Origin of the sequence: Parapedobacter koreensis, from assembly GCF_900109365.1 — a bacterium.
Classification (GTDB): domain Bacteria; phylum Bacteroidota; class Bacteroidia; order Sphingobacteriales; family Sphingobacteriaceae; genus Parapedobacter; species Parapedobacter koreensis.
The window spans coordinates 46,753-73,141 of record NZ_FNZR01000011.1 but is presented as its reverse complement, the minus strand read 5'-3'; the positions used below and the strand labels follow the sequence as shown (position 1 = coordinate 73,141).

The 26,389-nt window shown below is 50.0% G+C and carries 27 protein-coding genes; 12 read left to right on the top strand and 15 right to left on the bottom strand.

Annotation, left to right across the window (positions count from 1 at the left end):
• Positions 1-11: 11 nt before the first annotated feature.
• The 6 genes from BMW65_RS21025 to BMW65_RS21000 form a co-directional block, all read right to left on the bottom strand.
• Positions 12-869, bottom strand: coding sequence for an ROK family protein (locus tag BMW65_RS21025; protein WP_090608624.1), 858 nt, complete (start codon positions 867-869; stop codon positions 12-14).
• Positions 856-1,959, bottom strand: coding sequence for a chorismate synthase (aroC, locus tag BMW65_RS21020; protein ID WP_090608622.1), 1,104 nt, complete (start codon positions 1,957-1,959; stop codon positions 856-858). Before aroC ends, BMW65_RS21025 begins: the two co-directional genes overlap by 14 nt.
• A gap of 74 nt (positions 1,960-2,033) precedes the next feature.
• On the bottom strand, positions 2,034-3,296 hold the full coding sequence (aroA, locus tag BMW65_RS21015; protein ID WP_090608620.1) for a 3-phosphoshikimate 1-carboxyvinyltransferase: 1,263 nt from the start codon (positions 3,294-3,296) through the stop codon (positions 2,034-2,036).
• Positions 3,296-4,402 carry a chorismate mutase gene (locus BMW65_RS21010; RefSeq protein ID WP_090608618.1) on the bottom strand — a complete coding sequence of 369 codons (1,107 nt, stop codon included), beginning with the start codon at positions 4,400-4,402 and terminating at the stop codon, positions 3,296-3,298. Before BMW65_RS21010 ends, aroA begins: the two co-directional genes overlap by 1 nt.
• Positions 4,403-4,459: 57 nt before the next feature.
• Entirely contained in the window at positions 4,460-5,284 is an 825-nt protein-coding gene (locus BMW65_RS21005; RefSeq protein ID WP_090608616.1) for a prephenate dehydratase, read from the bottom strand.
• A 234-nt stretch (positions 5,285-5,518) separates the two neighbouring features.
• Positions 5,519-6,154 (bottom strand): outer membrane beta-barrel protein, encoded by a 636-nt coding sequence (locus tag BMW65_RS21000; RefSeq protein WP_090608614.1) that lies wholly within the window; start codon positions 6,152-6,154, stop codon positions 5,519-5,521.
• A gap of 68 nt (positions 6,155-6,222) precedes the next feature.
• Between BMW65_RS21000 and BMW65_RS24320 the strand changes: the two genes are divergently transcribed.
• Together BMW65_RS24320 and BMW65_RS20995 are read left to right on the top strand one after the other, a co-directional pair.
• Positions 6,223-6,360, top strand: coding sequence for a hypothetical protein (locus BMW65_RS24320; RefSeq protein WP_177181247.1), 138 nt, complete (start codon positions 6,223-6,225; stop codon positions 6,358-6,360).
• A complete protein-coding gene (locus BMW65_RS20995) occupies positions 6,351-9,119 on the top strand; it encodes a Plug domain-containing protein (RefSeq protein ID WP_143053960.1) in 2,769 nt (922 codons plus the stop codon). Before BMW65_RS24320 ends, BMW65_RS20995 begins: the two co-directional genes overlap by 10 nt.
• A 2-nt stretch (positions 9,120-9,121) precedes the next feature.
• Here the strand turns inward: BMW65_RS20995 and BMW65_RS20990 are convergent, their stop codons facing one another.
• From BMW65_RS20990 to BMW65_RS20980, 3 genes are read right to left on the bottom strand one after another with little or no spacing between them, the layout of a single operon-like run.
• A complete protein-coding gene (locus tag BMW65_RS20990; protein WP_090608610.1) occupies positions 9,122-10,117 on the bottom strand; it encodes a phosphotransferase enzyme family protein in 996 nt (331 codons plus the stop codon).
• 17 nt (positions 10,118-10,134) lie between these two features.
• Entirely contained in the window at positions 10,135-10,674 is a 540-nt protein-coding gene (locus tag BMW65_RS20985; RefSeq protein WP_245747712.1) for a GNAT family N-acetyltransferase, read from the bottom strand.
• Positions 10,671-11,339, bottom strand: coding sequence for an FMN-binding negative transcriptional regulator (locus tag BMW65_RS20980; protein ID WP_218145486.1), 669 nt, complete (start codon positions 11,337-11,339; stop codon positions 10,671-10,673). Before BMW65_RS20980 ends, BMW65_RS20985 begins: the two co-directional genes overlap by 4 nt.
• Before the next feature lie 14 nt (positions 11,340-11,353).
• Here BMW65_RS20980 and BMW65_RS20975 point away from each other — a divergent pair, with 14 nt between their 5' ends.
• Positions 11,354-12,847, top strand: coding sequence for an aminotransferase-like domain-containing protein (locus BMW65_RS20975; protein WP_090608608.1), 1,494 nt, complete (start codon positions 11,354-11,356; stop codon positions 12,845-12,847).
• Positions 12,848-13,186: 339 nt separating this feature from the next.
• On the opposite strand, the gene BMW65_RS20970 is transcribed toward BMW65_RS20975, so the two are convergent.
• Positions 13,187-13,582: a hypothetical protein gene (locus BMW65_RS20970; RefSeq protein ID WP_090608606.1), complete on the bottom strand. Its 396-nt coding sequence runs from the start codon at positions 13,580-13,582 to the stop codon at positions 13,187-13,189.
• Between the two features lie 106 nt (positions 13,583-13,688).
• Here BMW65_RS20970 and BMW65_RS20965 point away from each other — a divergent pair, with 106 nt between their 5' ends.
• The 5 genes from BMW65_RS20965 to BMW65_RS20945 all read left to right on the top strand — a co-directional run bounded on the left by BMW65_RS20965 (position 13,689) and on the right by BMW65_RS20945 (position 18,260).
• Positions 13,689-14,411: a hypothetical protein gene (locus BMW65_RS20965; RefSeq protein ID WP_090608604.1), complete on the top strand. Its 723-nt coding sequence runs from the start codon at positions 13,689-13,691 to the stop codon at positions 14,409-14,411.
• A 10-nt stretch (positions 14,412-14,421) separates the two neighbouring features.
• Complete coding sequence (locus BMW65_RS20960; protein WP_177181246.1) at positions 14,422-16,167, top strand: HEPN domain-containing protein; 1,746 nt, start codon at positions 14,422-14,424, stop codon at positions 16,165-16,167.
• Between the two features lie 102 nt (positions 16,168-16,269).
• The gene (locus BMW65_RS20955; RefSeq protein WP_090608599.1) at positions 16,270-16,494 is read left to right on the top strand and encodes a hypothetical protein; all 225 of its coding nucleotides are present in this window, start codon (positions 16,270-16,272) and stop codon (positions 16,492-16,494) included.
• Complete coding sequence (locus tag BMW65_RS20950) at positions 16,476-16,937, top strand: type II toxin-antitoxin system VapC family toxin (protein WP_090608597.1); 462 nt, start codon at positions 16,476-16,478, stop codon at positions 16,935-16,937. Before BMW65_RS20955 ends, BMW65_RS20950 begins: the two co-directional genes overlap by 19 nt.
• A gap of 21 nt (positions 16,938-16,958) precedes the next feature.
• Positions 16,959-18,260 (top strand): NAD(P)/FAD-dependent oxidoreductase, encoded by a 1,302-nt coding sequence (locus tag BMW65_RS20945; RefSeq protein WP_090608595.1) that lies wholly within the window; start codon positions 16,959-16,961, stop codon positions 18,258-18,260.
• On the opposite strand, the gene BMW65_RS20940 is transcribed toward BMW65_RS20945, so the two are convergent.
• From BMW65_RS20940 to BMW65_RS20930, 4 genes are all read right to left on the bottom strand, one after another.
• Positions 18,237-18,608, bottom strand: a complete 372-nt coding sequence (locus tag BMW65_RS20940) for a DUF423 domain-containing protein (RefSeq protein WP_090608594.1) — start codon at positions 18,606-18,608, stop codon at positions 18,237-18,239. The two genes, BMW65_RS20945 and BMW65_RS20940, sit on opposite strands and share 24 nt — an antisense overlap.
• Positions 18,609-18,648: 40 nt before the next feature.
• On the bottom strand, positions 18,649-19,431 hold the full coding sequence (locus tag BMW65_RS20935) for a patatin-like phospholipase family protein (protein ID WP_090608592.1): 783 nt from the start codon (positions 19,429-19,431) through the stop codon (positions 18,649-18,651).
• An 85-nt stretch (positions 19,432-19,516) separates the two neighbouring features.
• The gene (locus tag BMW65_RS24315) at positions 19,517-19,684 is read right to left on the bottom strand and encodes a hypothetical protein (protein WP_177181245.1); all 168 of its coding nucleotides are present in this window, start codon (positions 19,682-19,684) and stop codon (positions 19,517-19,519) included.
• 156 nt (positions 19,685-19,840) lie between these two features.
• Complete coding sequence (locus BMW65_RS20930; RefSeq protein ID WP_090608590.1) at positions 19,841-20,092, bottom strand: hypothetical protein; 252 nt, start codon at positions 20,090-20,092, stop codon at positions 19,841-19,843.
• Between the two features lie 33 nt (positions 20,093-20,125).
• On the opposite strand from BMW65_RS20930, the gene BMW65_RS20925 reads away from it, so the two are divergent.
• Positions 20,126-21,100, top strand: coding sequence for an ABC transporter substrate-binding protein (locus tag BMW65_RS20925; protein WP_090608588.1), 975 nt, complete (start codon positions 20,126-20,128; stop codon positions 21,098-21,100).
• Positions 21,101-21,106: 6 nt separating this feature from the next.
• Here BMW65_RS20925 and BMW65_RS20920 read toward each other — a convergent pair whose 3' ends face one another.
• A complete protein-coding gene (locus BMW65_RS20920; RefSeq protein WP_090608586.1) occupies positions 21,107-22,141 on the bottom strand; it encodes an LLM class flavin-dependent oxidoreductase in 1,035 nt (344 codons plus the stop codon).
• Positions 22,142-22,364: 223 nt separating this feature from the next.
• Here BMW65_RS20920 and BMW65_RS20915 point away from each other — a divergent pair, with 223 nt between their 5' ends.
• From BMW65_RS20915 to dgoD, 3 genes are all read left to right on the top strand, one after another.
• The gene (locus BMW65_RS20915; protein WP_177181244.1) at positions 22,365-24,539 is read left to right on the top strand and encodes a DUF7133 domain-containing protein; all 2,175 of its coding nucleotides are present in this window, start codon (positions 22,365-22,367) and stop codon (positions 24,537-24,539) included.
• A 66-nt stretch (positions 24,540-24,605) separates the two neighbouring features.
• Positions 24,606-25,235, top strand: coding sequence for a bifunctional 4-hydroxy-2-oxoglutarate aldolase/2-dehydro-3-deoxy-phosphogluconate aldolase (locus BMW65_RS20910; RefSeq protein WP_090608582.1), 630 nt, complete (start codon positions 24,606-24,608; stop codon positions 25,233-25,235).
• A gap of 4 nt (positions 25,236-25,239) precedes the next feature.
• A complete protein-coding gene (gene dgoD / locus BMW65_RS20905) occupies positions 25,240-26,388 on the top strand; it encodes a galactonate dehydratase (RefSeq protein ID WP_090608580.1) in 1,149 nt (382 codons plus the stop codon).
• Position 26,389: the final 1 nt, after the last annotated feature.

Here is a 26,389-nt window from a genome sequence, read left to right as displayed (position 1 = left end):
GCCTTGATATATTATGCAAATATTGCTGCAGCGCCAATCAATGCCGCATGTTCGCCCAATTGGCTGATGTGGATGTCAAATTGGTCAAATCCATCGGAATTGAATCCATAAAAAATAGCCCAAGCTTTAGCAATGTTGCCACCGATAATGAATTTGTTGGTTGCTTCTTTTTCACTAAAGAACTGCATGAAGTCGAACAAATGATGGCTGTATTCGGCCAGTATGTCATCCACGAAAGCGTGTTGTTCGCGTAGTTGGAGTAATTCACGGAGGCCGGTGACCTTCACACCTTCCTGTGCTGTACGGCGTACAAACCACCGTGTCACCAAATGTTCCTCCATGTTGCTATCCAGGTAGGGCGTTTTCCATAAGTCGGCATCCACCGCATTTTTCCCTTGTTCCCACACGGCGCTACCCAGACCGGTACCCAAGGTGATGCCCAGCATTTTGGCGTGGCCATTGTGTTTTCCGGCGAAAACCTCACCCTGTAAAAATGCGGCCGCATCGTTGATAAAACGAATATTTGGGCCTTCAACGCCTGTCCGCTCAGCCAATGCACCACGGATATCCATCCCATACAGGTTGTCGTATTTATCTTGGTCTCGCATGCGGGAGATGCCTCCTTCGTAATCGAATGGGCCGGGCATCGCAATACCGATGCGCGCGGGCAAATCCGGATAGCTGCGTATGACTTCCTGAAAAGGTGTTGCCCAGGCCGATAAAATCGATTTAGCATCGGCATGCGAATCTACGTGATACCTGCAAATGGAATCTTCAATAACGAGCCATTGCTGTGTGTCTACCAGCGCTGCGGTGATGTGGGTGCCTCCAATATCGGAAGCGATTACGTAAGGATTATTTTGTTGCATGATAGCTTTGGTGTCTAAGTAAATGGTCAGCGATGACTAATGCGGCCATGGCTTCAACAATAACGACGGCACGGGGCACTACGCACGGATCATGCCTGCCCTTTCCCGTGATTTCTGTAGTTTCCCCTGCCTGGTTAATGGTTTGTTGGGAGCGCATGATGGTCGCTACAGGTTTGAACGCCACCCGGAAGGTGATGTCCATCCCGTTGGCAATACCCCCTTGGATACCGCCGGAGAAGTTTGTCAATGTTTGCAGCTTGGCGGCATCATTGTCCGGATTGACAAAGATGTCATTGTGCTCAGAACCCTGCATTTCCGACCCGGCGAACCCCGACCCGTATTCAAACCCGTGTACCGCATTGATGCCCATCATGGCTTTGGCCAAGTCGGCATGCAGCTTGTCGAATACCGGCTCACCCAAGCCTACAGGCACCCCTTGGATAATAGCACTGATACGGCCGCCCACGGTGTCACCGGCTTTGCGTATGCTATCGATGAAATCGATCATTTCATTTGCCGTGGCGGGGTCGGCACACCGTACGATATTGTTTTCGCGCATGGTTACAAGCTCGTCGATATCAGCAGACGTCAGGTTAGGTGCTTCGATTTTGCCCACGCCGGAAACATGCGCAAAAATGTGGATTCCCTGTTGGGCGAGCAAACTTTTCGCGATGGCACCAGCAGCCACTCGGGCAGCCGTCTCACGGGCTGACGAGCGCCCACCACCGCGATAGTCGCGGATACCGTACTTCATTTGGTACGTGTAATCTGCGTGGGATGGGCGGTATTTGTCTTGAATGTGCGAATAGTCCTTAGAACGTTGGTCCTCATTGGGGATTACCATGGCTAAAGGCATGCCGGTGGTTTTACCCTCGAATACGCCGGACAATATCTTGGCGATATCACTTTCTTTCCGCTGGGTGGTTATTTTGGATTGTCCCGGACGCCGCTTGTCCAGCTCGGATTGGATAAACGCCGTGTCAATAGCGATATTCGGCGGGCAACCATCGATGATCACACCGATTGCCTCCCCGTGCGATTCGCCAAAAGTGGTAATACGGAATACGTCGCCAAAAGAGTTTCCTGCCATTTTTTTTAGATATTAGCCGTTAGATATTAGATGTTAGACAACAGACATTAGACTCCTGACTTTTAACAATCGGGCTAAGATATAACAAATCCCTGTTCTTTCAAATGTTTCCAGAAATCGGGATAGGATTTTTCTACCACATTAGGCTCATTAATTTGCACTTGATTGAATATCAGTGCAAGGGGTGCGAAAGCCATGGCCATGCGGTGATCTTCGTACGTGTCAAATGCAAGTTGTTCGGGATTGCACAGCCCTTTGGTTTGCAGGTGATATATCGCCCCGTCTTCCACCAGTTTAACTCCGAATTTTCCCAGTTCATTTTGCAAGGCCGCGATGCGGTCAGTTTCCTTGATTTTGAGGGTATGGAGTCCGGTAAAAGCGCAATCACGTCGTAGTGCCGCAGCGCAAACAATCACCGTTTGCGCCAAATCCGGGCATTCTTTAAAGTCAAACAGCTCCTTTTCGGAATGTGTGGTGGTTTTTTGGATGCGTAGCCCGCCAGCTTCAAACGAAGAGGCTACGCCAAAGTGTGCCATGATGTCTACGATGGCAGCATCTCCCTGTAAGCTGCTGCTTTTCAGGTTGGGCAAAAACAGGTTTGCCTCTTCGGCCAATGCCGCCATGGCGTACCAATAAGAAGCTGCGCTCCAGTCCGGCTCGATGATCAATTGGCAGGGCGATGCCACCTGGGGATGAATGGAGATGGTATCGGCCTCCCATTGGTGCCGAATCCCCGCCTCGGCCAGCATATCCAATGTCATGGTGAGGTACGGCCGTGAAGTCAGCTCGCCTTCAATTTGCAAGTTTATGCCTTGGGGCAGGGTAGCGGCGATGAGCAGGAGTGCTGATAAATACTGGCTGCTGACATCACCTTTTACCCGTATATGGGCAGTTTGCTGCTTGAATCCGCCCTGGATAGCAAGCGGGGGATAGCCCGTTGCCTCCGCATATTGGACATCGGCACCGAGTACGTTTAGTGCATCTACCAATATGCCGATAGGGCGTTGTTTCATCCGTTCGCTCCCGGTAAGCAGGTAGTGGCCTTCGGTAATGGACAGGTAGGCAGTCAGAAACCGCATGGCTGTACCTGCCGGGCCAATATCAACGACCGTCTGCTGCGCCTCGCCATCGGCAAGCCGACCAGCCACAACAGTGTCCAAGGCATGTTGCAGGGTAACAGTGTCTGCGGCAGACGATAAGTTTTCAATGCGAACTTTACCACCGCTCAGGGCCTGGATAATCAACGCCCGGTTACTTTCGCTTTTGGAACCCGTAAGGCGTACGGTTCCATTCAACGATTTCGCCGGGTGCGAAAGTTTCAACGCGCGGATTCCCATTATGCCTCCGCTACCGGTTTGGTATTCATGATCTCATTTTGTTTGCGGATGGATTCATTGTGAATCAATTCCAGCAGCCTTACTGTGAAATCTTTATCAAGTTTGAGTGCCTGGGCCACATTGCTCCGTTTTTGGATGATTTCATCCCAGCGGCTTACCTGCAAGATCGTCACATTGTTATCGCGCTTGTATTCGCCAATTCGCTCAACGATTTTCATCCTATCGCTCAGGATTTTGATGATTTGGTCGTCCAGTTTGTCGATGTCTTTACGTAATTGCGCCAATTTATCTTCAAAAACCGGGTCATCTGATTTGGCATGACGGAACGTTAGGTTGGCCAGGATATCCACCAGTGCTTGAGGAGTGACCTGTTGTTTGGCATCGGTCCACGCTACGGATGGGTCGATATGCGATTCTACGATAAGGCCTTGCATATCCATGTCGAATGCCTTTTGGGCGATGTAAGGAATCAATTCCCTGTTGCCGCAAATGTGGCTGGGGTCGTTGATGACCGGCAGATCCGGAACGAGGGTCTTCAATTGAATAGCGATGTCCCACATCGGTTCGTTGCGGAAAGCCGTTTTTTCGTATGACGAGAAGCCCCGGTGGATGGCGGCCAGTTTTTTGATACCTGCCCGGTTTACGCGTTCCAGGGCACCAAGCCAGAGCGACAGATCGGGGTTAACGGGATTTTTGACCAATACGGGGACATCGACGCCATTCAGGGCATCGGCGATTTCCTGTACGGTAAACGGATTAGCTGTAGAACGGGCACCTATCCACAGGATGTCTACGCCAGCCGCTAATGCTTCTTCCACGTGTTTAGCTGTGGCCACTTCGGTAGCGATGGGCAATCCGGTTTCTTCTTTCGCCCGGCGGTACCATTGTAAGCCGATACTGCCGATGCCTTCAAATTCACCCGGGCGCGTGCGGGGCTTCCAGATGCCTGCACGTAATGCGTTCACTTTGCCGGTATTGGCAAGCAAATGTGCTGTAGCGACGAGCTGTTCCTCGGTTTCCGCGCTGCATGGCCCGGCAATGACCAATGGCGCATCACCGGTGTCAAACCATGATTTCAAGGGTACGATGTCTAATGTCTGTTTCATTTTTTGAGTTATTGAGTATTGCGTATAGTGTGTATTGAGACTTTCTGCTTTCGGGCTTCAAACCTTTTCGTTCTTCATATATTCTCCCATGATGTTGAAGTTGCTGGTATGCTTGAGCACCCTTCGGATGGCTGCATCATAGTCTGCCTGATCCTTCCATTCCACATCGACATAAAAGTCGTATTCATTGCGCTTGCCCAGTACAGGCATGGACTGAATCTTGCTGAGGTTGATATTTTGCTCGGCGAAGCATTGCAGTACCGTAGACAATGAGCCTACGCCATTGCCGGTTTGGAACGATAGCGAAGCCTTATTCACTTTGCCCCGTTCTTCGGGCTTGCTGGTCAGGATAAGGAAGCGGGTATAGTTTTTCTTGTTGGTTTCGATGCGGCGTTCCACGATTTCAAGGCCGTATAATTTTGCTGCCAGCTGGGGAGCGATAGCTGCGGTATCCTTAAGTTGCAATTCGCTCACTTTCCTGGCACTCGCGGCCGTATCTTCCGCTTCCGTCACCTTAAACTGCGGATTCTCTTCAAGGTAATCGTTGCATTGCTGCAAAGCAATCGGGTGGGATTCCACAAATTTAATGTCTTGGAGTGTTACATCGGGCAGGGCCATCAGGTGCAGCTTGATATGCAAGTATACTTCACCTACGATGGGAAACCGGTAGTCACGGAGCAGGTTGTAATTAGGAAGCAAGCTTCCGGCGATGGAATTTTCGATGGCCATCACGATGTAATCTACTTTGCCTTGCTTCAACAGCTCGCACATTTTTTTGAACGACTCACATTCCACCGTTTCAATTTGGTCGCCGAAATATTTATAGGCTGCTTCTTCGTGAAATGAACCTTTAATACCTTGTATCGCTACTTTTATATTCATAAATCATGTAAATGGACAATAAAAAAGTCCCGGCTTTCTTGCCGGGACTTTCTACATTTATATCTTTACGTTATCAATGCATATCAATCCCGGCTCTCACTGCTAAAGTAAAAGAAACCAAAAAACCAATATGCGTTATTCCGTGTTAACATCTTTTTTGTTTGACGAGCCAAATGTACATCAATTTTTTTTATTGTCAAGAGAAAAATAAAAAAAGCCGCAGACGAATGTCCGTCAAAGCCGACTGGATTCTTCTTCCATGCTGGATGTTTGGTCACGTGCCTGCGCGCCTTTGCCGCTTCCGAAGCGATAGGAGAACGAAAGCCCAACCATGCGGTTGTCCCAGCGCAGTTTGAAGTCCGAAGTCAAATTGCCAAGCCGGGAATCGTACACATACCGGCCGATGTTGAAGGGGTCTATCAGCAAGAGCCTTAAGCTTCCGTTGTTATTCAGGATTTGCTTGCCTATAGTCCCATTGACCTGTCCCATTTGGTGCAATATCGATATGGCATCCTCCTGCATCGTGGACTGGTAGTTCGCCAGCACTTCGGCATTCCACGATTTGCCAAAGCTAAACTGATTGGCGAGCTGCCCCAACCACGAAGCTCTGCCCACGTCAATCGATTCATCGGCTAATGTACCGCTGAAATGATGATAGTTTGCGGTTATAGCCATAGAAAGGCTGTACCACGGCGTGATTTCTTCGGTATAATCCACGGAAATCCCGTAGCTGTTCTTTGTAGCCACATTAGCAAACCCCTCTTCGAGGACGGGACTACCGGGTTGTGTCCTGAATATACCACTCTGCACATCGCTGACATGGGCATAGTTCAAGGTGGTGGTGAGTTTATCGGCGAATGTATAATTCATTCATGGGTTATCGTTGTATCCTCACTGTATTTTCCATAACTTTGCATAAACCAATAACACCATTACCCATGGCCATTCAACAAGGTTCTATCATTTTGGAAGGGCAAATCGGGGGGGTGTCTTTCTATCAGCGCAGCAGGAGACCACTACGGGAACGAGGGCGAAATGTCTTTGAGGTGATTGGAGTAGATGTGGCATGGAAATGACACGGATGTACAGCATAGGTGACACCGTTCGGTGCAACAAGAGCCTTGCTGCCCTTGCCGGTATCGCTTTTTTGCTATGCACGGCTTCCGTTTATGCACAAGCTGAGCGTTTCGTGGCGTACTCGGCTTTTGCTGAAAAGATCTACCTGCAGCTGGATGCCGATGTATATACCAATGACCAGACCATCTGGTTTAAGGCGGTGGTTGTGGAGTCTGCAAGCCACCGCCCCAGCACGGTGAGCGGCGTCCTCCATGTAGAGCTTATAGGACCGAATGAGCAGGTTGTGGATCGTAAGCGTATCAAATTGACCGATGGTGTTGGATCAGGAGGTTTTGAGCTGGAAGAAGCATACGTACAAGGTAAGTATTTGCTACGGGCTTATACGGAATGGAACAAGAACTTTGGTGCAGATTTTATCTTCCAGACCTATGTAGACGTGTTTCCCGCGTCAAGGGAGATCGGCCGCAATCCCATGACGTCGTTATACTTGAATGAGCGGGAACCCGGATCGTATTGGTTACAAGCTCAATTAAACCCCAAGCTGATAGATGAAGAGCACGAAAAGCAGCTTACGGTCTATTTGACTGTAGATGGCAAAAAAGACACGCTTTCCCTAAAGGGTGCACGCAATGGATATTACCCGCTTGATTATCCCATACCCAATGGTGCAAAGATTGCTACCTTGAATATGGAGACACAACATGGAACCCGCTATACCAAGACGATAGCCTTGCGAGACCGTATGCTGGATTTGCAATTTTTCGCCGAAAGCGGGCTGCTCGTGGATGGTATTGCCAGCAAGGTCGGTTTCAAGGCGCTCAATAGCCTTGGCAGGGGGGTAATGGTATCTGGCGTTGTGATGGATAGCCACGGAAATACCCTTACGCCATTCAAAAGCAATCATTTGGGGATGGGCAGCTTCACGCTGACGGCTGACAGCGGATTGTCGTATTATGCGGTATTGGATCCCTCATCCACCAAGGATGTTTCCCATCGTTATCCACTTCCTGAAGTCGTCGGTGAAGGCCGTGTCCTCGCTGTTACGAGAGCAGCGGAAGACATCCGGGTGGCCGTTTATTCCAATCGCCGGGAGACCGATAGTTTATTTGTCCAAGTAAGTTGCCGTGGTGTACTGTATTACTTCATCAGGGCGTCGTTGAAGAATCACCGGATAACCACATCGCTTCCAGCTACGGAACTTCCCGAAGGCATCCTTTCATTCACGCTGCTGGATAGGCACATGCGGCCGTTGGCTGAAAGGCTTTTTTTTAACCAACGGCCGGATACAAGGCTGCACATCGATGTGTCAACGGATAAGACCGACCACCGAAAACGGGATAAAATGAACGTTTCCGTACGAGTGCTCGGCAGTGGAGGAGAGGCCGTCGATGCAAAGATTTCCGTTTTGGTGATGAATAGAGATCATGTTGGAAGAGCGCGGACAACACGGAAAAACTTGCTCACCCAATTACTGTTGTCATCGGAGCTCCGTGGTAATATCGAGGATCCCGGCTACTATTTTCAGCAGGAGCCTCGCCCGCCATTTGAAGATCTGGACGCGCTTATGCTTACCCAAGGATGGCGATGGTATAATTATACTACACCGCCACAAGACACCTTTCTTTACCCAAACGAGCCACGGCCATATGTCAGTGGGACGGTGGGGGGCGTTTTTTCCAGAAAGACACAAGAGGGGGTAGGACTTACGTTAATGACATTCGGAGAGGCTCAGTCCATAACTACGCAAAATACAGATAGTCTTGGGCATTTTTATTTTGAATTGGCAGATGCATACGTTGATTCATTGGATGTGCTGATCCAAAGTGCAAATAAATCCGGGAAAAACCGGAACTACACCCTATCGCTGGACGAAAGGAAGCCACCGGCGATTGCCTATGATCAGGGCCAGTCTGTTGAATTGGTAGACAGCGTGGTTTCCAATTTGGTACAGACAAGGCAGGAGCGCGCACAGCGCGAATATTCGTATCGGCTGTCAGCCGGCGAGATCCTGTTGGATGAAGTATTGGTGGAACGCCGGGCGCTTAGCCCGCAGCAGCAAAAGATGTTCGATCGATATGGCGAGTCGGATGTCGTAATCCCCGGTGAGGCCATTCAGGAAAAAGAGGAAAAGTGGTCTTATGGGTTGTACAGCGTATTGTTGTTTAATTTTCCCGACGATTTGCGCATCGATAGGGTAGGAGGTAATGGTGGTTACCTCCAGGCAAGCATCATCGGTGGAGAAAGTACACTTGTCGTCATAGATGGTGTCCCGGTAATGGGTTACAGCTACAATATTATCCCCAATATTCCGCCAAGTGAAGTCAAAAGTGTAGAACTCATCCGATTTGCCAAAAATTTCAGTTCGTTGTATCGGGAGGTTTATCCGGAAGTACCCCCACTTGATGTACCAGCCGTGGGAAGCATCATTGCCATTTATACACATGCAGGAAAGGGCTTGTTTGCCGTGCATAAGCCTACTGGCCTGTTGCAGGCCACCGTACCGGTGTATTCGCCTGTCATCGAGTTTTATGCGCCGCATTATGAGTCGCCCACCGAAGCGGATCTGGCGAGACCGGATTTGCGGACGCTGATTCATTGGGCGCCCGAGTTGGTTACGGACGATAATGGAGAAGCCATGACGTCGTATTACCATTCAGATGCCACAGGTGAAACGGTCATTGTTGTGGAAGCCGTATCAACCGACGGTGAAATCGGTTATAAAGAACTGATATATGAGGTTTCCGAATCGGATCAGTAATCCTAAAGGTACCATTCCTCCCACGTTTTCATCCAGCCCACCCGGGCTTTGATGAACCTGGGGTGAAAGAAAAAGTTGGACCAGTCCTCAAAGTTCTCATAATGGAAGCGGAAATAAAACAGCCAAAAGAGGTATCCCCAATAGGGGATGGAAGCCAATTCAGCTTCGCTTAGCGACCGGAGTTCGCGATAGCCCTGTATGAATACCGCAAATTGGCGGTCAGCTTCCTGTTGGCTCATGTTGTTGTGGAGCACATCCATAAAAAAATGGACGTAGAATGAAGCCAGATCATTGGCGAGGTACCCGGCTCCGGCAAAGTCGAAGTCAAAGAAGGTAATTTGACCACTTGTATCAAAATGGAAGTTCTTAGGCAGGAAATCGTAGTGGCAATATCCGTGGCTGAATTCGGACAAGTCGAAAGCCAGCAATTGTTGCTTCACGCGGGTAGCCGTATCGTGCACGTATTGGTATTCGGCTTCCAGCCCATCATCAAATGCCGGTTGTATGATGCGCAATGGAATATCCACAAGCGCGTCCATATCCAGCGGCTGGCGATAGTAGCTTAGTTGCAATCCGGCTGTGATGTTATGGATACGCGCCATACCCTGCCCTACGGCCAGCAGTTGTGCATCACTCATCGTTGGGCAAACCTGCCCTTCGGCGTACGTAAAAAGCACTCCGTACCGGATGCCTTCCGCTGCCTGGAATGCCTGTGAATAGCCACCTTCTTTATCCGGCATCGGACGGATTACCGAGGCACCGCCAGTATACAGCGTGTTGAGCAATTCGACTTCGCCGTTTATCTCTTCCAATTTCCGATGTGCATCGCGGTAAATTTTGAAGATGTACCTTACATCAGGGCTTTCGAGCAAGTAGGTGTCGCTGACGTTGTGGATCAACAAGCGGCAGGTAGTGCCACGGAGTGTATAGCGTTGCCGTAAGTAATCATTGAGTGCCGTCGCGGAAAGCAGCGAATAGCGGGTGGGAAAGATGGCCATGGCGCAAATATACGCTTCTACCGATGAAGTGCATAAACGAAATAAGGTTTGGACGGCGCACCTGGGGCGGCCATGTCCATTTCGCCCGCCTTTTGGGCACCCAATTTCATCACCGCTTGCTGCGATCGGTAGTTGGTGGCACCCACGTGGAAAATCACGTTGGATACCCATCGAAAGGCATAGTCCAGCAGCAACTGTTTCACGGATCTGTTCAGTCCCGTTCCCCAATGCCGAACCGCCAGGAACGTGTAGCCGATAGCGATGCTGTCGGTTGCAGGGTTGTAGTCATAGAACCGTGTTGTGCCTGCCAGTTTATCGGTAGCTTTGTCGAAAATTTTATAAGCACTTCCGCTTTGAATGGCACCTTCGAAAAATGCCCGGAAAACATCCGGTTTCCAACGATCCGGTTGGGGATGCTGCGCCCATATGGCCGGATCTGATGCCAAAGCATACAGCGCTTCGAAATCCGTCTTCAGTAACGGCAGCAGGAGGGCTTGGTCGTTTTCCAGTTGGGGAGGTATCGGAAATGGGATCATTTGTATAGGATGTTGATTCATGCCAATGACTTTTTGATGTATGTGGCGAGGTCTCGCTCAATACCACTTGGACTTGCCTCCAACTGTTGGACAATGCGCGTGCGCTCGGCGGCTGTTTTGTTCTGGCTGAGCTTCTGCTGTCCCTGTAGGTCGGTTACTTCCAAGGTAAACGCCACAATGCCATGCAGCATACCCGTTTTAAATTGAAGCGGAAGCGCATCCCATTGGTTTCGGTATTCCGGCTCGTAGACCGCTATCATTTTTTCCAGTAGCGCCAACTTGGCGTCGACACCGTCTGCCATGCGGCACGTGCCGTAGGCATGGACGGCGATGTAATCCCAGGTGGGCACACTTTCCCGTTTGTCGTAATGGCTGGGCGAGATGTAAGCATGCGGCTCGCTGAAAATGATGAGTGACGTATTTCCCTCAATGTGCATCGCTTGGCTGTTGGCTGCTGCGAAATGCGAACTCAACGTGATCGTAACGCCGTTTTCGGCCAGCACGAAAGGCAGGTGGGTGGCCATAGGGATGCCGTCGGCGGCGGTAATAATGGTCGCAAACGGGTAGCGCCGCATGAAGGCAACCTTTTCCGCTTGCCCGTCGAATTGAAAACTTCTGGGTACATACATGGTTTCAGCATTTCGTTCCAATGCAAAACTATCGCCCAATTGGATTATCTTTATCATCCAATATCAATAAAATGGATAGTCCAATTTTACGTGCGTTGTTTTCGGACATCGTGCTCCAGCCGCAGTCGGGGAAAGCGGTGTATTTGCAGTTAGCGGAAGCTATCATTGATCTCATTAAACGGGGCCGGATACCGCCAGGAGGGAGGCTGCCCAGTTCGAGGGATTTGGCTGGTATACTCAGGCTGAATCGCCTGACCATTACCAAGGCGTTTCAGGAATTGGAAATGCAAGGGTGGCTGGAAGGCCGTGTTGGCCGAGGTACGTTCGTCGGGTCGAACCTTCCTGAACTGCGGGCGCAACGATTAAGCAGGGAAGGGGTGACGGAAGGCGGCAAGCATCAGGCAGGCTTTGAAATCCAGGATACCGCCTACCTGCGGCATGGAGTAGACCCTGTGACGACGCGGTTGCACCTGGACGATGGCTTTCCCGATCCGTCGCTGGCGCCCTTGAAGGAGTTGTATCGCGCTTATCGGGCACAGCTGGATCGGGGCGATTTGTATGGACGATTCGGTAGCTACGGCCATGCCAAGGGATCCGAACGCTTCCTTGACTCGTTGACGCGCTACCTCAACCTGACACGTGGACTGAATATCACGGTGCGGAATGTGCTTTCCGTACGGGGCACGGTCATGGGTATCAACCTGGTTTGCAACGGGCTTATTCAACGCGGAGACATTGTCGTCACAGGCGTGCCTGGATGGCGGCGGGCAGAAGCCAATTTCCAGCATGCGGGAGCACAATTATTGGGTGTGCCCATAGACCGGGATGGAATACAGGTGGATGTCTTGGAGCGGCTTTGCCGGACTACGAAGGTGCGTCTTGTGTACGTAACGCCGCATCACCACTATCCGACGACGGTATCCCTCCCAATGGATCGGCGACTGGAGTTGCTCCGGTTGGCGGGGAAATATGGATTTATCATTTTCGAGGATGACTATGATTACGACTTTCATTATAAACACAAGCCGCTGTTGCCATTGGCCAGTGCGGACGATGGCGGCATGGTCATTTATTGTGGTTCGTTCAGCAAAACGTTTTCTCCTGCTTTTCGTCTCGGGTATCTAGTGGCGTCGGAAAACGCCATTGCACATCTCGCATCGGTGAGGATCTTATTGGACCGGCAAGGCGACCATATTTTGGAGCGTGCCATGGCCGAGCTGTTGGACGACGGCACCATTCAGCGTAGCCTGCGGAAAGCCGTGGCGGTATACCGGGAACGGAGGGACTATTTCTGCGGTTTACTGGCGGAGGAGTTGGGGAGTGGTGTGCAATTCGACATCCCTGAGGGCGGGCTGACGGTGTGGACGCATTTTGACCGGGGTCTTGACCTTGCCCGGCTTGCCGCTGAAACCCGCAAAAAGGGATTATACCTTTCGGACGGGGCAGCGCACCGCTATCCTACCTACGATGCGCATGCCATTAGGCTTGGATTTGCGTCTTCCACGAAAGATGCATTGGAGGAAAGTGTGGGCGTGTTGAAGGAAGTGCTCAAAATTCGGTTGTAAACAAAGCAATTATTTTGGATGTTCAACGTTTTTTGTATCTTAGCGCTAACCTTTCCAAAATCTTTTTATCTTCTATGTGGCAGGTTGCTGATTGATTAACCCCTGGTTTATACCAAGTCTGTGCCTTCTTCGCCATGAACCTACAGTGTATGCAGCTTGAGTCCAGGGTGAGTCCATGTTTTTGCAGGAAAAATTGGACTCATCGTGGACTCACTATGGACTCATTATGGACTCATTCCGAAGAAGGTATAGCGCAATCCCCCGTTTGGTGCGGCAGCAGTACGAAAGAATAGTATGGAGTTATTGGCTTAAAACCGATTAATGATCCAAAGTTAATGTTTATTTCTCATTTTCCAATTCGGTAATCCGCTTTTGCAGTGCAGCAATGGTTACGCCCTGGGAATGAATGGTCGTTTCTTGGGAAGAAATGACTTTTTTTAACGTTTGAATCAGTTCATTGGTCAGGTTGGCTGGATGCTCGGCGGCATATTTTTCTTCTAATTCCCTGAGTATATCGGCTTTTTTTATTTCGCCTTTGCCTGTCAGCAGCCATTCGGGTGAATACTGGGGATAATTTTCTGCCAACTTAACCAGCCACTTGCTTTGGATATCGGTTCCGTTGGCCAATGCCCTTGAAAAAACGCCCTTACTCGCTCCTATTGAAGCCTCTAAGGCAGTCACGCTGATGCCTTCTTGGCTGGCTATTTCTTTAATTCGCTTCAATACTGAATCCATTTGTATAAATTTTCTTCAAAATATCTTGTTTTGAAGAAAAATAGTTCTTATATTTGAATTGTTGAAAATAATTATATCTGAACTATCTTTCTTAAAACTTACAGGGATGAAAATTAAACAAAAGAAACTAAAAGCCGAAAATTTCCGGTATGTGACTAAGGAAATCATCCGGGATCCGATGATTTATTTGGATGATTTTTTTCGTGGTCAGACGAGGATAACTTATTGGCTTCGTGACATCAACCTCGTCGTAAACCATGCTGTATGTTCGGATATGGCCTGTACGACGCTGTCTGAAGGCGGGTTCCATTGCAGGCAGCTTATTGAACAGGTGGAGGTGGCCTATGTTATTTACAAGCAATGTCACTTCAAGAAACAGGCCAAGCCACTGGAATTTTTTAAGACCAAGAAGGATTATTGGGCTTTCGTACTCGACGGTGATGTCACTTTTGATGGGAAAGTGGATCCCGCCGATACATTGAGTAAGTTCTTTTCCTATCAATCACTGCCTGGGTGGTACGAAACCCTAGACGATATGATGATATATTTGGCAGACCAAACGGGCTTGGGTGATGAACGGTTTGGCGACAGGATTGTAGCCATCCGGGAGCTGTTGCTCCGGCTTGCGCAGGCGCTTTACCATATTTGCGATAACGGCGGGCTTTCGGTAGAAATGCCTTCTTATTTGACCGCTTATTCAGCTGACGCAAAGGCCAAGGACGAGGACAGGGATGACGAAGGTACCGATGAATCCGCGGCGTCGGAAGATGAGCCGGAGGCAACAGGCGAGTTGCTATTGGATGAAGGAACCGAAGAACAAACCAACTAACCGAGAACCAATGAACACTACATCTCATTCAGATCCCGCGCTGCAATTAATCATTCAGCGCATCACCGAAAACCTGTTGGTTGATCAGATATACCTGCACCCGTTTACGGTCCACGGGAAACGGATCAATCAACTGTACGTTTTATTGCGAAACGCCGTAGGTCAAGGGATTGTAGCTGCGCGGGCACTCTGCAACCTGGCCGTGTCCGAAAAGCCGGAATATCGGTGTCACGTGACTTTCCCGGACGAGGTGAACCGTAAAATCAAACAAGGTAACATGCGCGCTACGCTGATCTGCCAACCCGATAAGCTGGTTTTTGAACATCCTGAGGTAAGCCTACGGGTTCAGTTGCCCGAAGTGGATTATGCTGTGTGGTGCGGACAGGCTAAAGAGCACTTTGACAAAGAGGTATCCAAGATCGACGCGTTTGCGGAGGGTTATGCGTTTTACCTGAATAAAGCGAATTATGGTCAAGCGGCCTTTATGCTCCACCAAGTAATTGAGCAAGGTTACCGTGCTGCTGAAAACCTGGTGATGGGCAAGGAGAAAATCAGCCATTCCCTGCGCAACCACCTGGAATACATTGCGCCTTTTTGTCCGGAATTGGGAGCGCTTTTCGAAAAGCAACATGAGTTGAGCGTGCTGGGCAAATTAGACGAATCCTATAGTTCGGCGCGGTACGACCATGATTTCTCCATGTCGAAAGAAGATTTGACCATAGCTGCTAAAAAGGGGAAAGAACTGCTTGCGTACCTGACGGCGTTCAATCGCGATCTGCTTGACGAAATTCAGAGACGGCAAGTCGAAGAAGGACAAGTTGTCGAGCTGTCGGAAAACTCGGAGCAAGAAACCATAAAGGAAATTGAACAGGCCGAAGATGTGGATGACAGGCCAACGGTAGACAACGAACCAGCGGACAGCAACATACCCAGTACCGATGACCACCGCGAACGTATCCTGTCGGTCACCCGTCAATATTTTTCACCCACCCATGTGTTTTGTTTTGCGCAGCAATCGCGGGAAGAACGGTCGGTGAACCTCGTGACGCTGGACAAAAGAGAAACAAACCACCATCGGTATTACCTGGCTATCCTGACAGCGGAAAAATTGGATCAGCCATTGCAGAAGCAACATCAACTAAATGAGGTGCTGGGGGACGAGTTGGAGATCGTTGCGCTGTATTTCAAATTGGAGACATTCAATAGGAAGCTGGAGGAAGGGCACCAGTTTTTTCATTTTCTGGCGAAAGCAACGGAGAGGTGGTGCGGGGAAGAGGGACAGTTGATTGTAACGAATATACCCGAACCGGTTGACTTGGAGAAACGGCGCTGGCAGTGGAATCGGTATTTCTGGAGTGCGGAGGGACTGATGGGGATGGTCCAAGATCAAATCGGTAGCAGATACGATGAAAGCTGTTCGGTAGTCATGTCGCAAGCCATGGAACAACTCTGCTTGGGAATGTTGCACGCGATTTGGGGGTATAGGCCGGACAACATACTTAACCTGATGTACCTCATTCAATTGACAGAGTCCATCACTCCGCTCGCTAGAGAACACTTTTGTCTGGAGATACCGGAAGAACGGGAAATGGTCGTGGAACTTTCGAAAGCACTAAGTGAGTTTAGGTATAATTCGAACTTTGATGCAAATGGATTTGCCTTATATATCTTACGCGATCGCTTGCTAATGTTTTCAAATGAAGTAGAACAATTAGTCAATCGCCATTTTGAAACACTGGAAGTCGTAGATCAATAAAAAATTAGTATTTTTGGTGGAGGTAGGGGACTAATAGAGGCCACTATCGCGTGAAAAACGGCGGTGCTGTCAGCATCATAGATAATATTATTTGGATTAGACATGGATACGATAACGCTTAAAATAAAAAACAAAAAAAAACTCAACCATCTTCTTGCCTTCTTGAAAGACTTGGACTTTGTTGAAGTTTTACAAAGTGCGCCCGATCTTGAACAAGACGAAAAAACAACCAGCAAAGGTGACTTTTTTGCATTGGCGGGCATGTGGGAAGGTCGAGACATCACTGCGGAAGAACTGAGAGCAAAGGCATGGCCCAAAAAATACTAGTATTATGTGATACCAATATTTTAATTGAGCTGTCCAAAAACGACGATAAAATTAAGACGGAGCTCAGTAAAATAGGTGCCGATCACATCGCTGTCAGCGCAATAAGCGTGGGAGAGTTTCTGTTTGGTGCCCGTGATAAACACGAACTTGCTAAAATAAATCGGTCGTTGAATAGCATAAAAATCGTGCATACCGATAATGAAATATCCGAATTGGCGATCGATCTGATTGAAAAATATACCTTGAGTCACCACTTAGATGTGCCTGATGCTTTTATCGCAGCCACTGCTATTATTAGAAACCTCAACCTGTATACATTAAATTTAAAACATTTCAAGTATATTGAAGGATTAAATTACATACATAAGCATAAGTTTAGTAGTCGAACGCTACAGGATCTTCTTAAAAGCGGAGAACGAAAAAGTGGAGTGATTTTTGAATGAGGGTTGACAGCATAAAACCGCATGAAAGATAACACCAAACACGTCATTGTCATCGGGGGAGGATTTGCGGGAATCAATTTTATTAAACACCTGGGGAAGGATAAGCGGTTTGTTATCACCTTGGTGGATAGAAATAACTACCATTTTTTCCCGCCGTTGATTTACCAGGTTGCCGCCGCATTTATCGAATCGTCCAATATTTCCTATCCGTTTCGTCGGTTGTTTCAGGAAAAACCCCATATCCGCTTCCACATGGGTGAATTGAAACGCATTGATCCACAGGAAAAAGTCGTAGAAACTACTACAGGCACGCTATCGTATGACTACCTGGTGCTGGCCATGGGTACCGGAACCAATTATTTCGGTTTTGAAAACATTGCTAAACATGCCATGCCCATGAAGACATTGGACGATGCAATGAACCTGCGGAACCACATTTTGCTCCGTATGGAATGTGCGGTACGGAGCACTGTCCCTGCCGAACGGGATAAGGCATTGAATATCGTGATTGCTGGAGGGGGGCCTACTGGCGTGGAATTGGCAGGTATCCTTGCCGAGATGGGGAGGGAGATCGTGACGAAAGAATACCCCGAATTGACCGATCTCAAATCCCACCTGTATATTGTTAATTCCGCTCCTGTGCTATTGCCCCCGATGAGCACGAAGGCACAACGGGAGGCTTACGCCGTGTTGGACAAGCTTGGGGCTAAGATTGTCCTGAATGCCAAGGTGATTGATTACGTGTCCGGCAATGTCCTCCTGAGTACGGGCGAAACCATTCCTACCGATACGTTGATTTGGACTTCCGGTGTGGTTGCCGTCCACGTGGAAGGGCTTCCCGAAGGCGCCGTAGCCCGTGGGGGGCGCATCAAGGTGGATGCTTTCAACCGGGTAATATATACCGAAGGAGTTTTTGCACTGGGCGATCAATGTGTGCTGACGGATGATAAAAATTATCCCGAAGGCCATCCCCAAGTAGCGCAGGTGGCTATACAACAGGGAAGGCTACTGGGTAAAAACCTGTCGCGTATGCTTGACGGTAGGCCGATGCAGCCTTTTGTTTATCACGATAAAGGCACGATGGCGATCATTTCCAAATATAGGGCAGTGGCTGATCTGCCGCCCAAGGGTTTTCTCAGGGGTACCATCGCTTGGATAAGTTGGCTGTTTGTGCATATCATCCCCTTGATTAGCTTCCGGAATAAATTGGTGCTTGCTACCAATTGGGCCTGGTCGTTTGTCACCAATGATCCGACACTACGGTTGATTCTGCGGCCGGATAAGGAAGAGCAGGTTTCATCAGCGAAGAATTGCGAACAATAACGACAGCCATCCCCCTACAAGCAACAACCCGCCAAGGGGCGTGACCGGCCCGAGGAAGCGCCACTTGGTGCCGAATGCTGCGCTCAGACATAAACCATAGATACTGAACGAAAAGAGTACCGTTCCGCCGATGAACAATCCCGTATAAGCTCCCGGTTCGATTAATCCGGCGGTCTGCGCGAAACCGGCTATCAGCAATACCAGTGCATGGTAAAATTGGTACCGAACCCCCGTTTCAAAATTGTCCTGTTGGTCTTCCGTAAACTTTTTCTTGAGCGCATGGGCACCGAATGCACCGAGTATAACGGCTGTCAGGCCAAAGATAGCACCGAATAATTGAGCAAGCATGAGTAATCGTATGTGGGTATATGGGCAAAGGTATGTTTTTTTATCGTTTTGCCAATTGCTCGGAAGTGTAAGCATACACATATTCATAGATACGCATCAGGTCTTTCTTCCCAAACATACCGAATTGCAGCATATCAGGCGGCTCGATGAATAGGTCACACTTTTTTGCATTGCGAGCAACAGACTGGCCAATGGCAAGGTGGATGATGCGGTCGAGTGTCTTCATCGGTGTCAATTGCTCGGGCGTGATGGTATCCGGCGCGTTTACATGCACGCCAACGAGGAAATCACATTGGCCGAGTAGCGGCTGGACAGGCAGGTTGTCGAGCACGCCACCATCGTAGTACACCGCGTCGCCGTGCCGCACGGCCGGGAACATCAGCGGGATACTGGACGAAGCGAGCAGTGCTTCATCCAAAGGACCGGTATGAAAATACGCGGTTTTACCCGAAAGAAGGTCGGTAGCCGCTACATATAATGGCAGTACCAAGGACTCGAAGGTGTTGGCGGGGACGTACTGCTGGAATAGCCGGGAAAGGAAGCGGGTGTCGACGAAACCCGAGGTCCGTAGCCGGAAACTTGTTGCGGGAAATAAGTCGTTTTTCTGTACGATTTGCAGCATTTCGCCCACCGTATGGCCAGCAGCATAGAAGGCGCCGATAATGGCCCCGGCACTGCAGCCGGAAATGACGGAAGGCTTCAACCCATGTTCTTCCAGGGCCTTGAGGGCACCGAGATGGCCAATGCCGCGTAACCCGCCGCCGGAAAGGACAAGTCCTACTTTATGGGGATGTCGTCTTAATTTTTTCCAAATAAATGCCATGGGATAAGGTTACGGATTTTTGGTTGAATTATAAAGAAGGTTTTGTTTAGACAATTACTCACTGCGTGAGGAGCGTGCTTTTGCCTCAGCGCAAGGCTTTCCGCCGTTCGCCACGGCAGGGCAATACTTTTTTCCGCAAAAAGTATTCAAAACCGACCGCAGGGAGCTCATGAACACCGATAAAAACAGACACAAGGTGAATAAACTCCCCGCTGGAATCCGCTGCTACGGTCGGTAGTGTCTCCCACTGCATGCCGCAGCGTATTCAAGGCGGGATTTAAAGGTGTACGGAGGGTTGTTGCGGGCAGCCGTACGGGATTAAATTCATGGCCGGACCGGCTTAGGCCGTGCAGGAAGCCATAGGCAGCGAAGCAGCCCCCGACGGAAATAATCGGCGCAGCGGACGTGGTTAAGCAGACCGACGAAGCGAAGCGAAGGCCTGTGCTTGGGGGCGTCTACGGGATGCGTCCGGGGATGCCGCAACGGATGGCAACGGAGCGGCCAGCCGAAGCGCTTTGGTTACTTTGGCGCAAACAAAGTAACATGCCCGCGCGGCATAGAGCGCAAAAAAAACCTGCGCGGCATCGCGCAAAAGAGCGTCGCTTCCAGCGACAAAGGCCCGCACGGCCCAACGTGCATAAATTAAACCTTCTATTTTCATATTACCCTCAGAAAAAACCTTAAATTTGTTGACATGAAGAATCAGCACGTCCTCTGGCTGCTATTGATAGCTGGTATATCGGCCTTTTCCTGCCAATCCCCTCAAAAAGCCGAAGGCATACCCGTAGTCGGCTTTGTGGAGGCCTTTGAGGACGCTACCATTGCGCAAGCGCGTGAGGGATTCGAAGCGGCTTTAAGTGACAGCGGCTACAGTGAAACCGACGGCACAATACGTATCATTCATCGCAATGCCCAAGGTGATGCGGCCACCTTGAATCAAATTATCAGCTATTTCAACAGCCAAGGTGTAGACCTTATCGGCACAAGTACTACCCTCGCTACGATTGCTGCTGTACAGCGGAGTAAAGACATTCCCATCTTCCAGACGGTGACCGCGATGCCCGAGATTTTGGGACTCCTGGAATCCAACGGCCAGCCACCTGCTCATCTGTTTGGCACGGGTGAAGATCTGAACTATATCGATACGTCGTTTGCCATCATCACCGAGATGGTGAAACCGAAAGAGGAGCGGCTGACCGTTGGTATGATTTACAATCAGTCCGAACCCCAGTCCGTTGAAGCTTATGAACGGATTGCCTCGCTTGCAGAAAGCATGGATGTGCAGCTGGAGGCACTGCCGCTCAACAGCTCTGCTGAAGCACAATTGGTCGTCCGTTCGTTGCTGACCAATAATATCGACGCGTTTTTCGCTAATCCGGATAATACCGTGTTTGCGGCTTTTGAAACCATTCTTAAAAACTGCAACGACAAAGGCATACCGGTATTCACCAGCGAATCAGGGCTGGTATCAAGAGGTGCGGTCGCCGCTTTCGGTGCTGATATTTACCGATGGGGATACCAAAGTGGAGCCCAGGCAGCTACTTACCTAAAAACACAATCGACAGATAGCCTCAAGGTGGAAATGCTCCAGGTGCGGAAACGGGTGTATAATCCGGACGCAGCCAAACGGTTTGGGTTTTCATTTTCCGAAACGTTTGAAGCCCTGTAGCAGCTGTTATTTTGCCAACGCTTTTCTGACCTGGGGTGCTATCTTGGTGCCATAAATTTCGATGGACTTCATGAGATCCTGATGTGATGGCGCACCCACATCCATATGTGCAGCAAAGCGCGTAAGGCCAAATAGTTCCTGATAATGAAGGATTTTGTCAGCCATTGCGTCAGCCTCACCGACGAACAATGCGCCATGTTTGGACATGCCAAAGTCAAACTGGGTGCGCTGATAAGACGGCCAGCCGCGTGACCTTCCCACCCGGTCCATTTGTGCGGCATATAATGGGAAATAGGCCTTGCTCAGCGCCGCAGCATTATCGCCAAAAAGGGCATGCGAATGGATGCCTACTTGGAATTTAGCCGGGTCGTGGCCATTTTCAAGGTATGTCTTTTTGTATAAATCGAAGAGCGGCTGGAATTGCGTAGGCGCGCCGCCGATGATGGCAATCATCAGGGGAAGGCCAAGTTTGCCGGCCCGAATCACGGATTGTGGTGTACCACCGACAGCTATCCAGATGGAAAGTTCATTATTCACCGCACGCGGCAGGATGGCTTGGTCATTCAGCGAAGTCCTGAATTTCCCGTGCCAGGTCACGCGCTCATTTTTATTGATGGTGAGCAGTAAGTCCAGCTTTTCGGCAAATAGCGCATCGTAGTCGTCCAGGTCATATCCAAACAATGGGAAAGACTCGATAAAGCTACCCCTGCCAGCCATTAGTTCTGCGCGGCCTCCGGACAATTGGTCGATCATCGCGAAATTTTGATACAGCTTTACCGGATCGGAAGAGCTCAATACCGACACGGCACTTCCCAGCTTGATGTTTTTGGTCACCGTCGCCGCAGCCGCCATCACAATTTCGGGGCTGGGTACGGCATAGTCCGGACGATGGTGTTCGCCAATACCGAAGTAGTCCAGTCCTACCTCATCCATTAATTTGATCTCTTCGATGATTTCCCGAAGCCGTTGTTGTGTGGACTGGAAGTTTCCCGTTGCTTTGTCTACCTGCAAATCGCCAAACATGCTAATGCCTAATTCCATGGTTTTATTTGTTTAAACGCAAAAATACATAGGTTAGTTGAATATGTCCTTAAGGTAAGTTAAGAAAGTATATGTTATATGCTATTTACATAAACTTGCATATAAATGCAATTTTATCTTAGTTTGTAGCGTGAAGACAACTAATTTAACAACCGGATACAAAATCACATTTCTAATTATTGCCTGCCTGCTAATCCGTTGCTCTACGCGTTACGGAGACGGGGTGCTTAGTCCCCAGGCTTCGCTTAAGGCCATGGAGCTGGAAGCAGGTTTCGAGGTTGCGCTTGTTGCGGCCGAACCGCTGGTCGTGGCCCCTGTGGCCATGACATTCGATGGCGACGGCCGGATATGGGTGGCCGAGATGGATGGCTATATGCCTGATACGTTGGGTACGGGCGAAGAGGCACCGGTGGGCCGCATCGTTATATTGGAAGACACGGATGGTGACGGGAAGATGGATGAACGGACGGTCTTTCTGGATTCATTGGTGGTACCCCGCGCGCTTTGTCTGGTGAATGGTGGATTGCTGATGGCTGAGCCACCTAATCTGTGGTTTTATGAAATCGAGGAGGGACACCCCATAAACAAGTCATTGGTAGACAGTGCATATGCCGAAGGGGGCAATGTGGAGCACCAGCCGAATGGATTGCTAAGGGGATTGGATAACTGGATTTACAGTGCCAAATATGACTGGCGGTATCGAAGGCTTGCGGATGGGACCTGGCTAAAGGAAAAAACGCATTTCCGGGGGCAATGGGGTATCAGCCAGGATGATTGGGGCCGGCTTTATTACAATGATAATTCCAGTAACCTGTCGGGCGACTATTTCCCACCTGGACTCGGTGCAGGCAACCCCAATCAACGTAGGGTGGCCGGATATAACGAAACGATTGTAGGGGACACACGCGTGTATCCCATCCATCCAACAACCGGTGTGAACAGGGGATATATGGAAGGGGTGTTGGATAGTACGGGACGGCTGGTAAATTTCACGGCGGCCTGCGGGCCGCTGGTCTACCGTGGCGGGTTGATTCCTGGGACAAACGCTTTTGTGGCAGAGCCATCGGCGAACCTAATCAAGCGCAATGTGCTTACGGAAGCGGGGTTCCGTGTGACCGGAAAGCAGGCCTATGAGGGGAAGGAGTTTTTGGCCAGTGATGATGAGCGCTTCCGGCCGGTAAACCTGTTTGACGGGCCTGATGGGTCGCTCTATATACTGGATATGTATCGTGGTATTATCCAACATAGTACATACCTCACACCCTATCTGAAAAATGAGATTGCCGAACGGGGACTGACACTTCCATTGGGGATGGGAAGGATTTATCGGGTATTTCCAAAAGGCAGTAAGCGGCGCACGGTAACCATGCCCCAGCGGACGGATTCGCTGGTCGCTTTGTTGGGCCATACGAATGGCTGGGTGCGCGACCAAGCGCAGCGTACATTGATCGACAGGCAGGCGACGGATGCGGCATCCGATTTGCGTACGCTCCTCACCAGCGGGAGCGATTCACTGCAATGCGTTCACGCACTATGGACATTGGAAGGATTGGGACTGCTGACCGTAGCTGATATCAGGACCGTACTCGCCCGGCCGGAATGGCAGGTGTGCGCGCAGGCGCTTGCAGCCTTTCCATCATTGAGCGGTACGGCAACCCAGAAAGAACGGATTGACATCCTGAATGCGGTCATTGCAAAAAATGATACATTGCTTGCACCCTATGCGGCGCTTGCTGTTGCTTCGCTGGCCCCGGGGGATGATTCGGCTGTCATGCACACCGTCGAGCAATGGGCTGTGCAGTATGCAGACAATCGCTATATCACGGATGCCATCATCAGTGGTGTGGCGGGGCATGAAGCACGATTGATGCAGACGGTAACCAAGCAGGTACCCGACACATCGAAGGCATTATATCGACATCTCTCGGCAGTTGTCGATGAAATCAGCGGTCAGACGGAGAACCATAACCAAGCACAACTGGCCAAACAATATCCCGCAGGGATTGCGCTGTTTAGAAACGCATGCCAGCCCTGCCATGGCGAAGATGGCCGTGGTGTATCACCCATTGCGCCGCCCCTGGCCGGGTCGGAGTGGGTGAAAGGAGACAAAGAGCGGCTGATGGCACTGGTGCTCTATGGCCTTACCGGTCCTGTCGACGTAGCAGGCCATACATATAGGACTCCCGAGGTAAGTGGCGAGATGCCCGGAATAGCGCACAACTCGGCCATTGATGACGCCGAATTGGCTCAATTGCTCAGTTATATCCGAAACGCCTGGGGAAATAATACAGGCGATGAGTTGGTGGGGGAAGATCTTGGCGGTGTACGTGCAAAATTCGGTGATCGAACCGAACCCTTTACACAAGATGAACTACACGAATTGTTCGGAAAGGATTAAGTGTTTGGCCGAAAGATTATTTACTTTTGTGAAGTATCTTTTGTTCCTAATAAAACCCTAAGTTGTATGTCTACATTATCAGAAATTAAGGAAAATGGTATTATAGCGATTATCCGGGGCCTTCGGCCCGAACATGTATTGGAAGTTGCCGAAGCATTATATGCTGGCGGCATCCGCATTTTGGAGGTGACCATGAATTCCGAAGAACCGCTGGTGGCTATTAAAACGTTGGCGGGAGGCATTGGCGACCGGATGGTTATCGGCGCGGGAACGGTGCTTGATACACAAATGGTTGAAGCTGCTGTAGCGGCGGGTGCCCGCTTTATCCTTTCACCGGTGGTGGATGTGGATGTCATTAAAACGACCAAAGATCTCGATGCGGTGAGCATACCTGGAGCCTTCACGCCGACGGAAATCTATGCAGCGCATAAGGGTGGGGCCGATATTGTGAAGGTGTTCCCTGCTACGTCACCTGCTTATATCCGGAGCATCGCCGGGCCATTTCCACAGATACCGCTGCTGCCTTCCGGTGGTCTAACGCCGCAAAATATCCGGGACTTTAAAGATGCCGGTGCTGTTGCTTTTGGCGTGGGCAATACCTTGATTGATACAACCCAGTCTATCACCAGAGACTATTTAGCGCAACTGACCGATAAAGCCAGCCAATTTGTGGCGGCCATTGCCAAACCTGCATGAGCTTATGAAGATCAAATCTTATGAATTATTCCAGGTGCCGCCAAGGTGGCTATTCCTGAAAATAGAAACGGACGAAGGCATCGCCGGCTGGGGTGAGCCGGTGATTGAGGGGAAAGCAGCTACGGTGAAAACAGCGGTCGATGAATTGATGACATACCTGACGGGTAAAGATCCGATGCGGATAGAAGATCATTGGAATGTGATGTACCGCGCCGGCTTCTATCGGGGTGGCCCTGTTTTGATGAGTGCCATAGCGGGCATTGACCAAGCGCTGTGGGACATCAAAGGCAAATACTACAATGCGCCGATCCATGAACTGCTTGGAGGGAAAGCACGGGATAGGATGAAAGTGTATTCGTGGATCGGTGGGGATCGTCCGGCCGATGTGGGCCTCGCTGCGAAGAAAATGGCCGACAATGGCTTTTTGGCTGTCAAAATGAATGCTACGGAAGAATTGCAATACATAGACAGCTATGACAAGATCGATGCGGCGGTAGCCCGTATTGCCGCCGTCAGGGATGCGACAGGCCCGGCTTTTGGTATCGGTATTGATTTCCATGGCCGTGTGCATAAGCCCATGGCCAAAATACTGGCCAAGGCGTTGGAACCGTATCGGCCGATGTTCATCGAGGAGCCGGTGTTACCTGAAAATAATGAAGACTTACGGGAAATAGCCCACCATGTGGCTATTCCTATTGCAACGGGGGAACGTATGTTTTCCAAATGGCAGTTTAAAACCTTACTGCAAGGAGGTTATGCAGACATCATCCAACCGGATGTATCCCATGCCGGAGGCATCACCGAATGCAAAAAAATCATTTCCATGGCAGAGGCTTATGATGTAGCGGCCGCGCCACATTGCCCCTTGGGGCCTATTGCGCTGGCTGCATGTCTGCAAGTGGATGCCACTTGCCACAACGCCTTTATACAGGAGCAGAGCTTGGGGATACATTATAACCAGGGCAGTGACTTGCTGGATTATTTGGAAGACAAGACGGTATTTCAATACAAGGATGGTTATGTAAATATTCCGAATGGGCCGGGATTGGGCGTTGCAATCAATGAGGCGCATGTGCGGAAGATGGCTGCAATCGGACATCAGTGGCGAAATCCCGTTTGGCGGCATACCGACGGCAGCGTAGCGGAATGGTAGG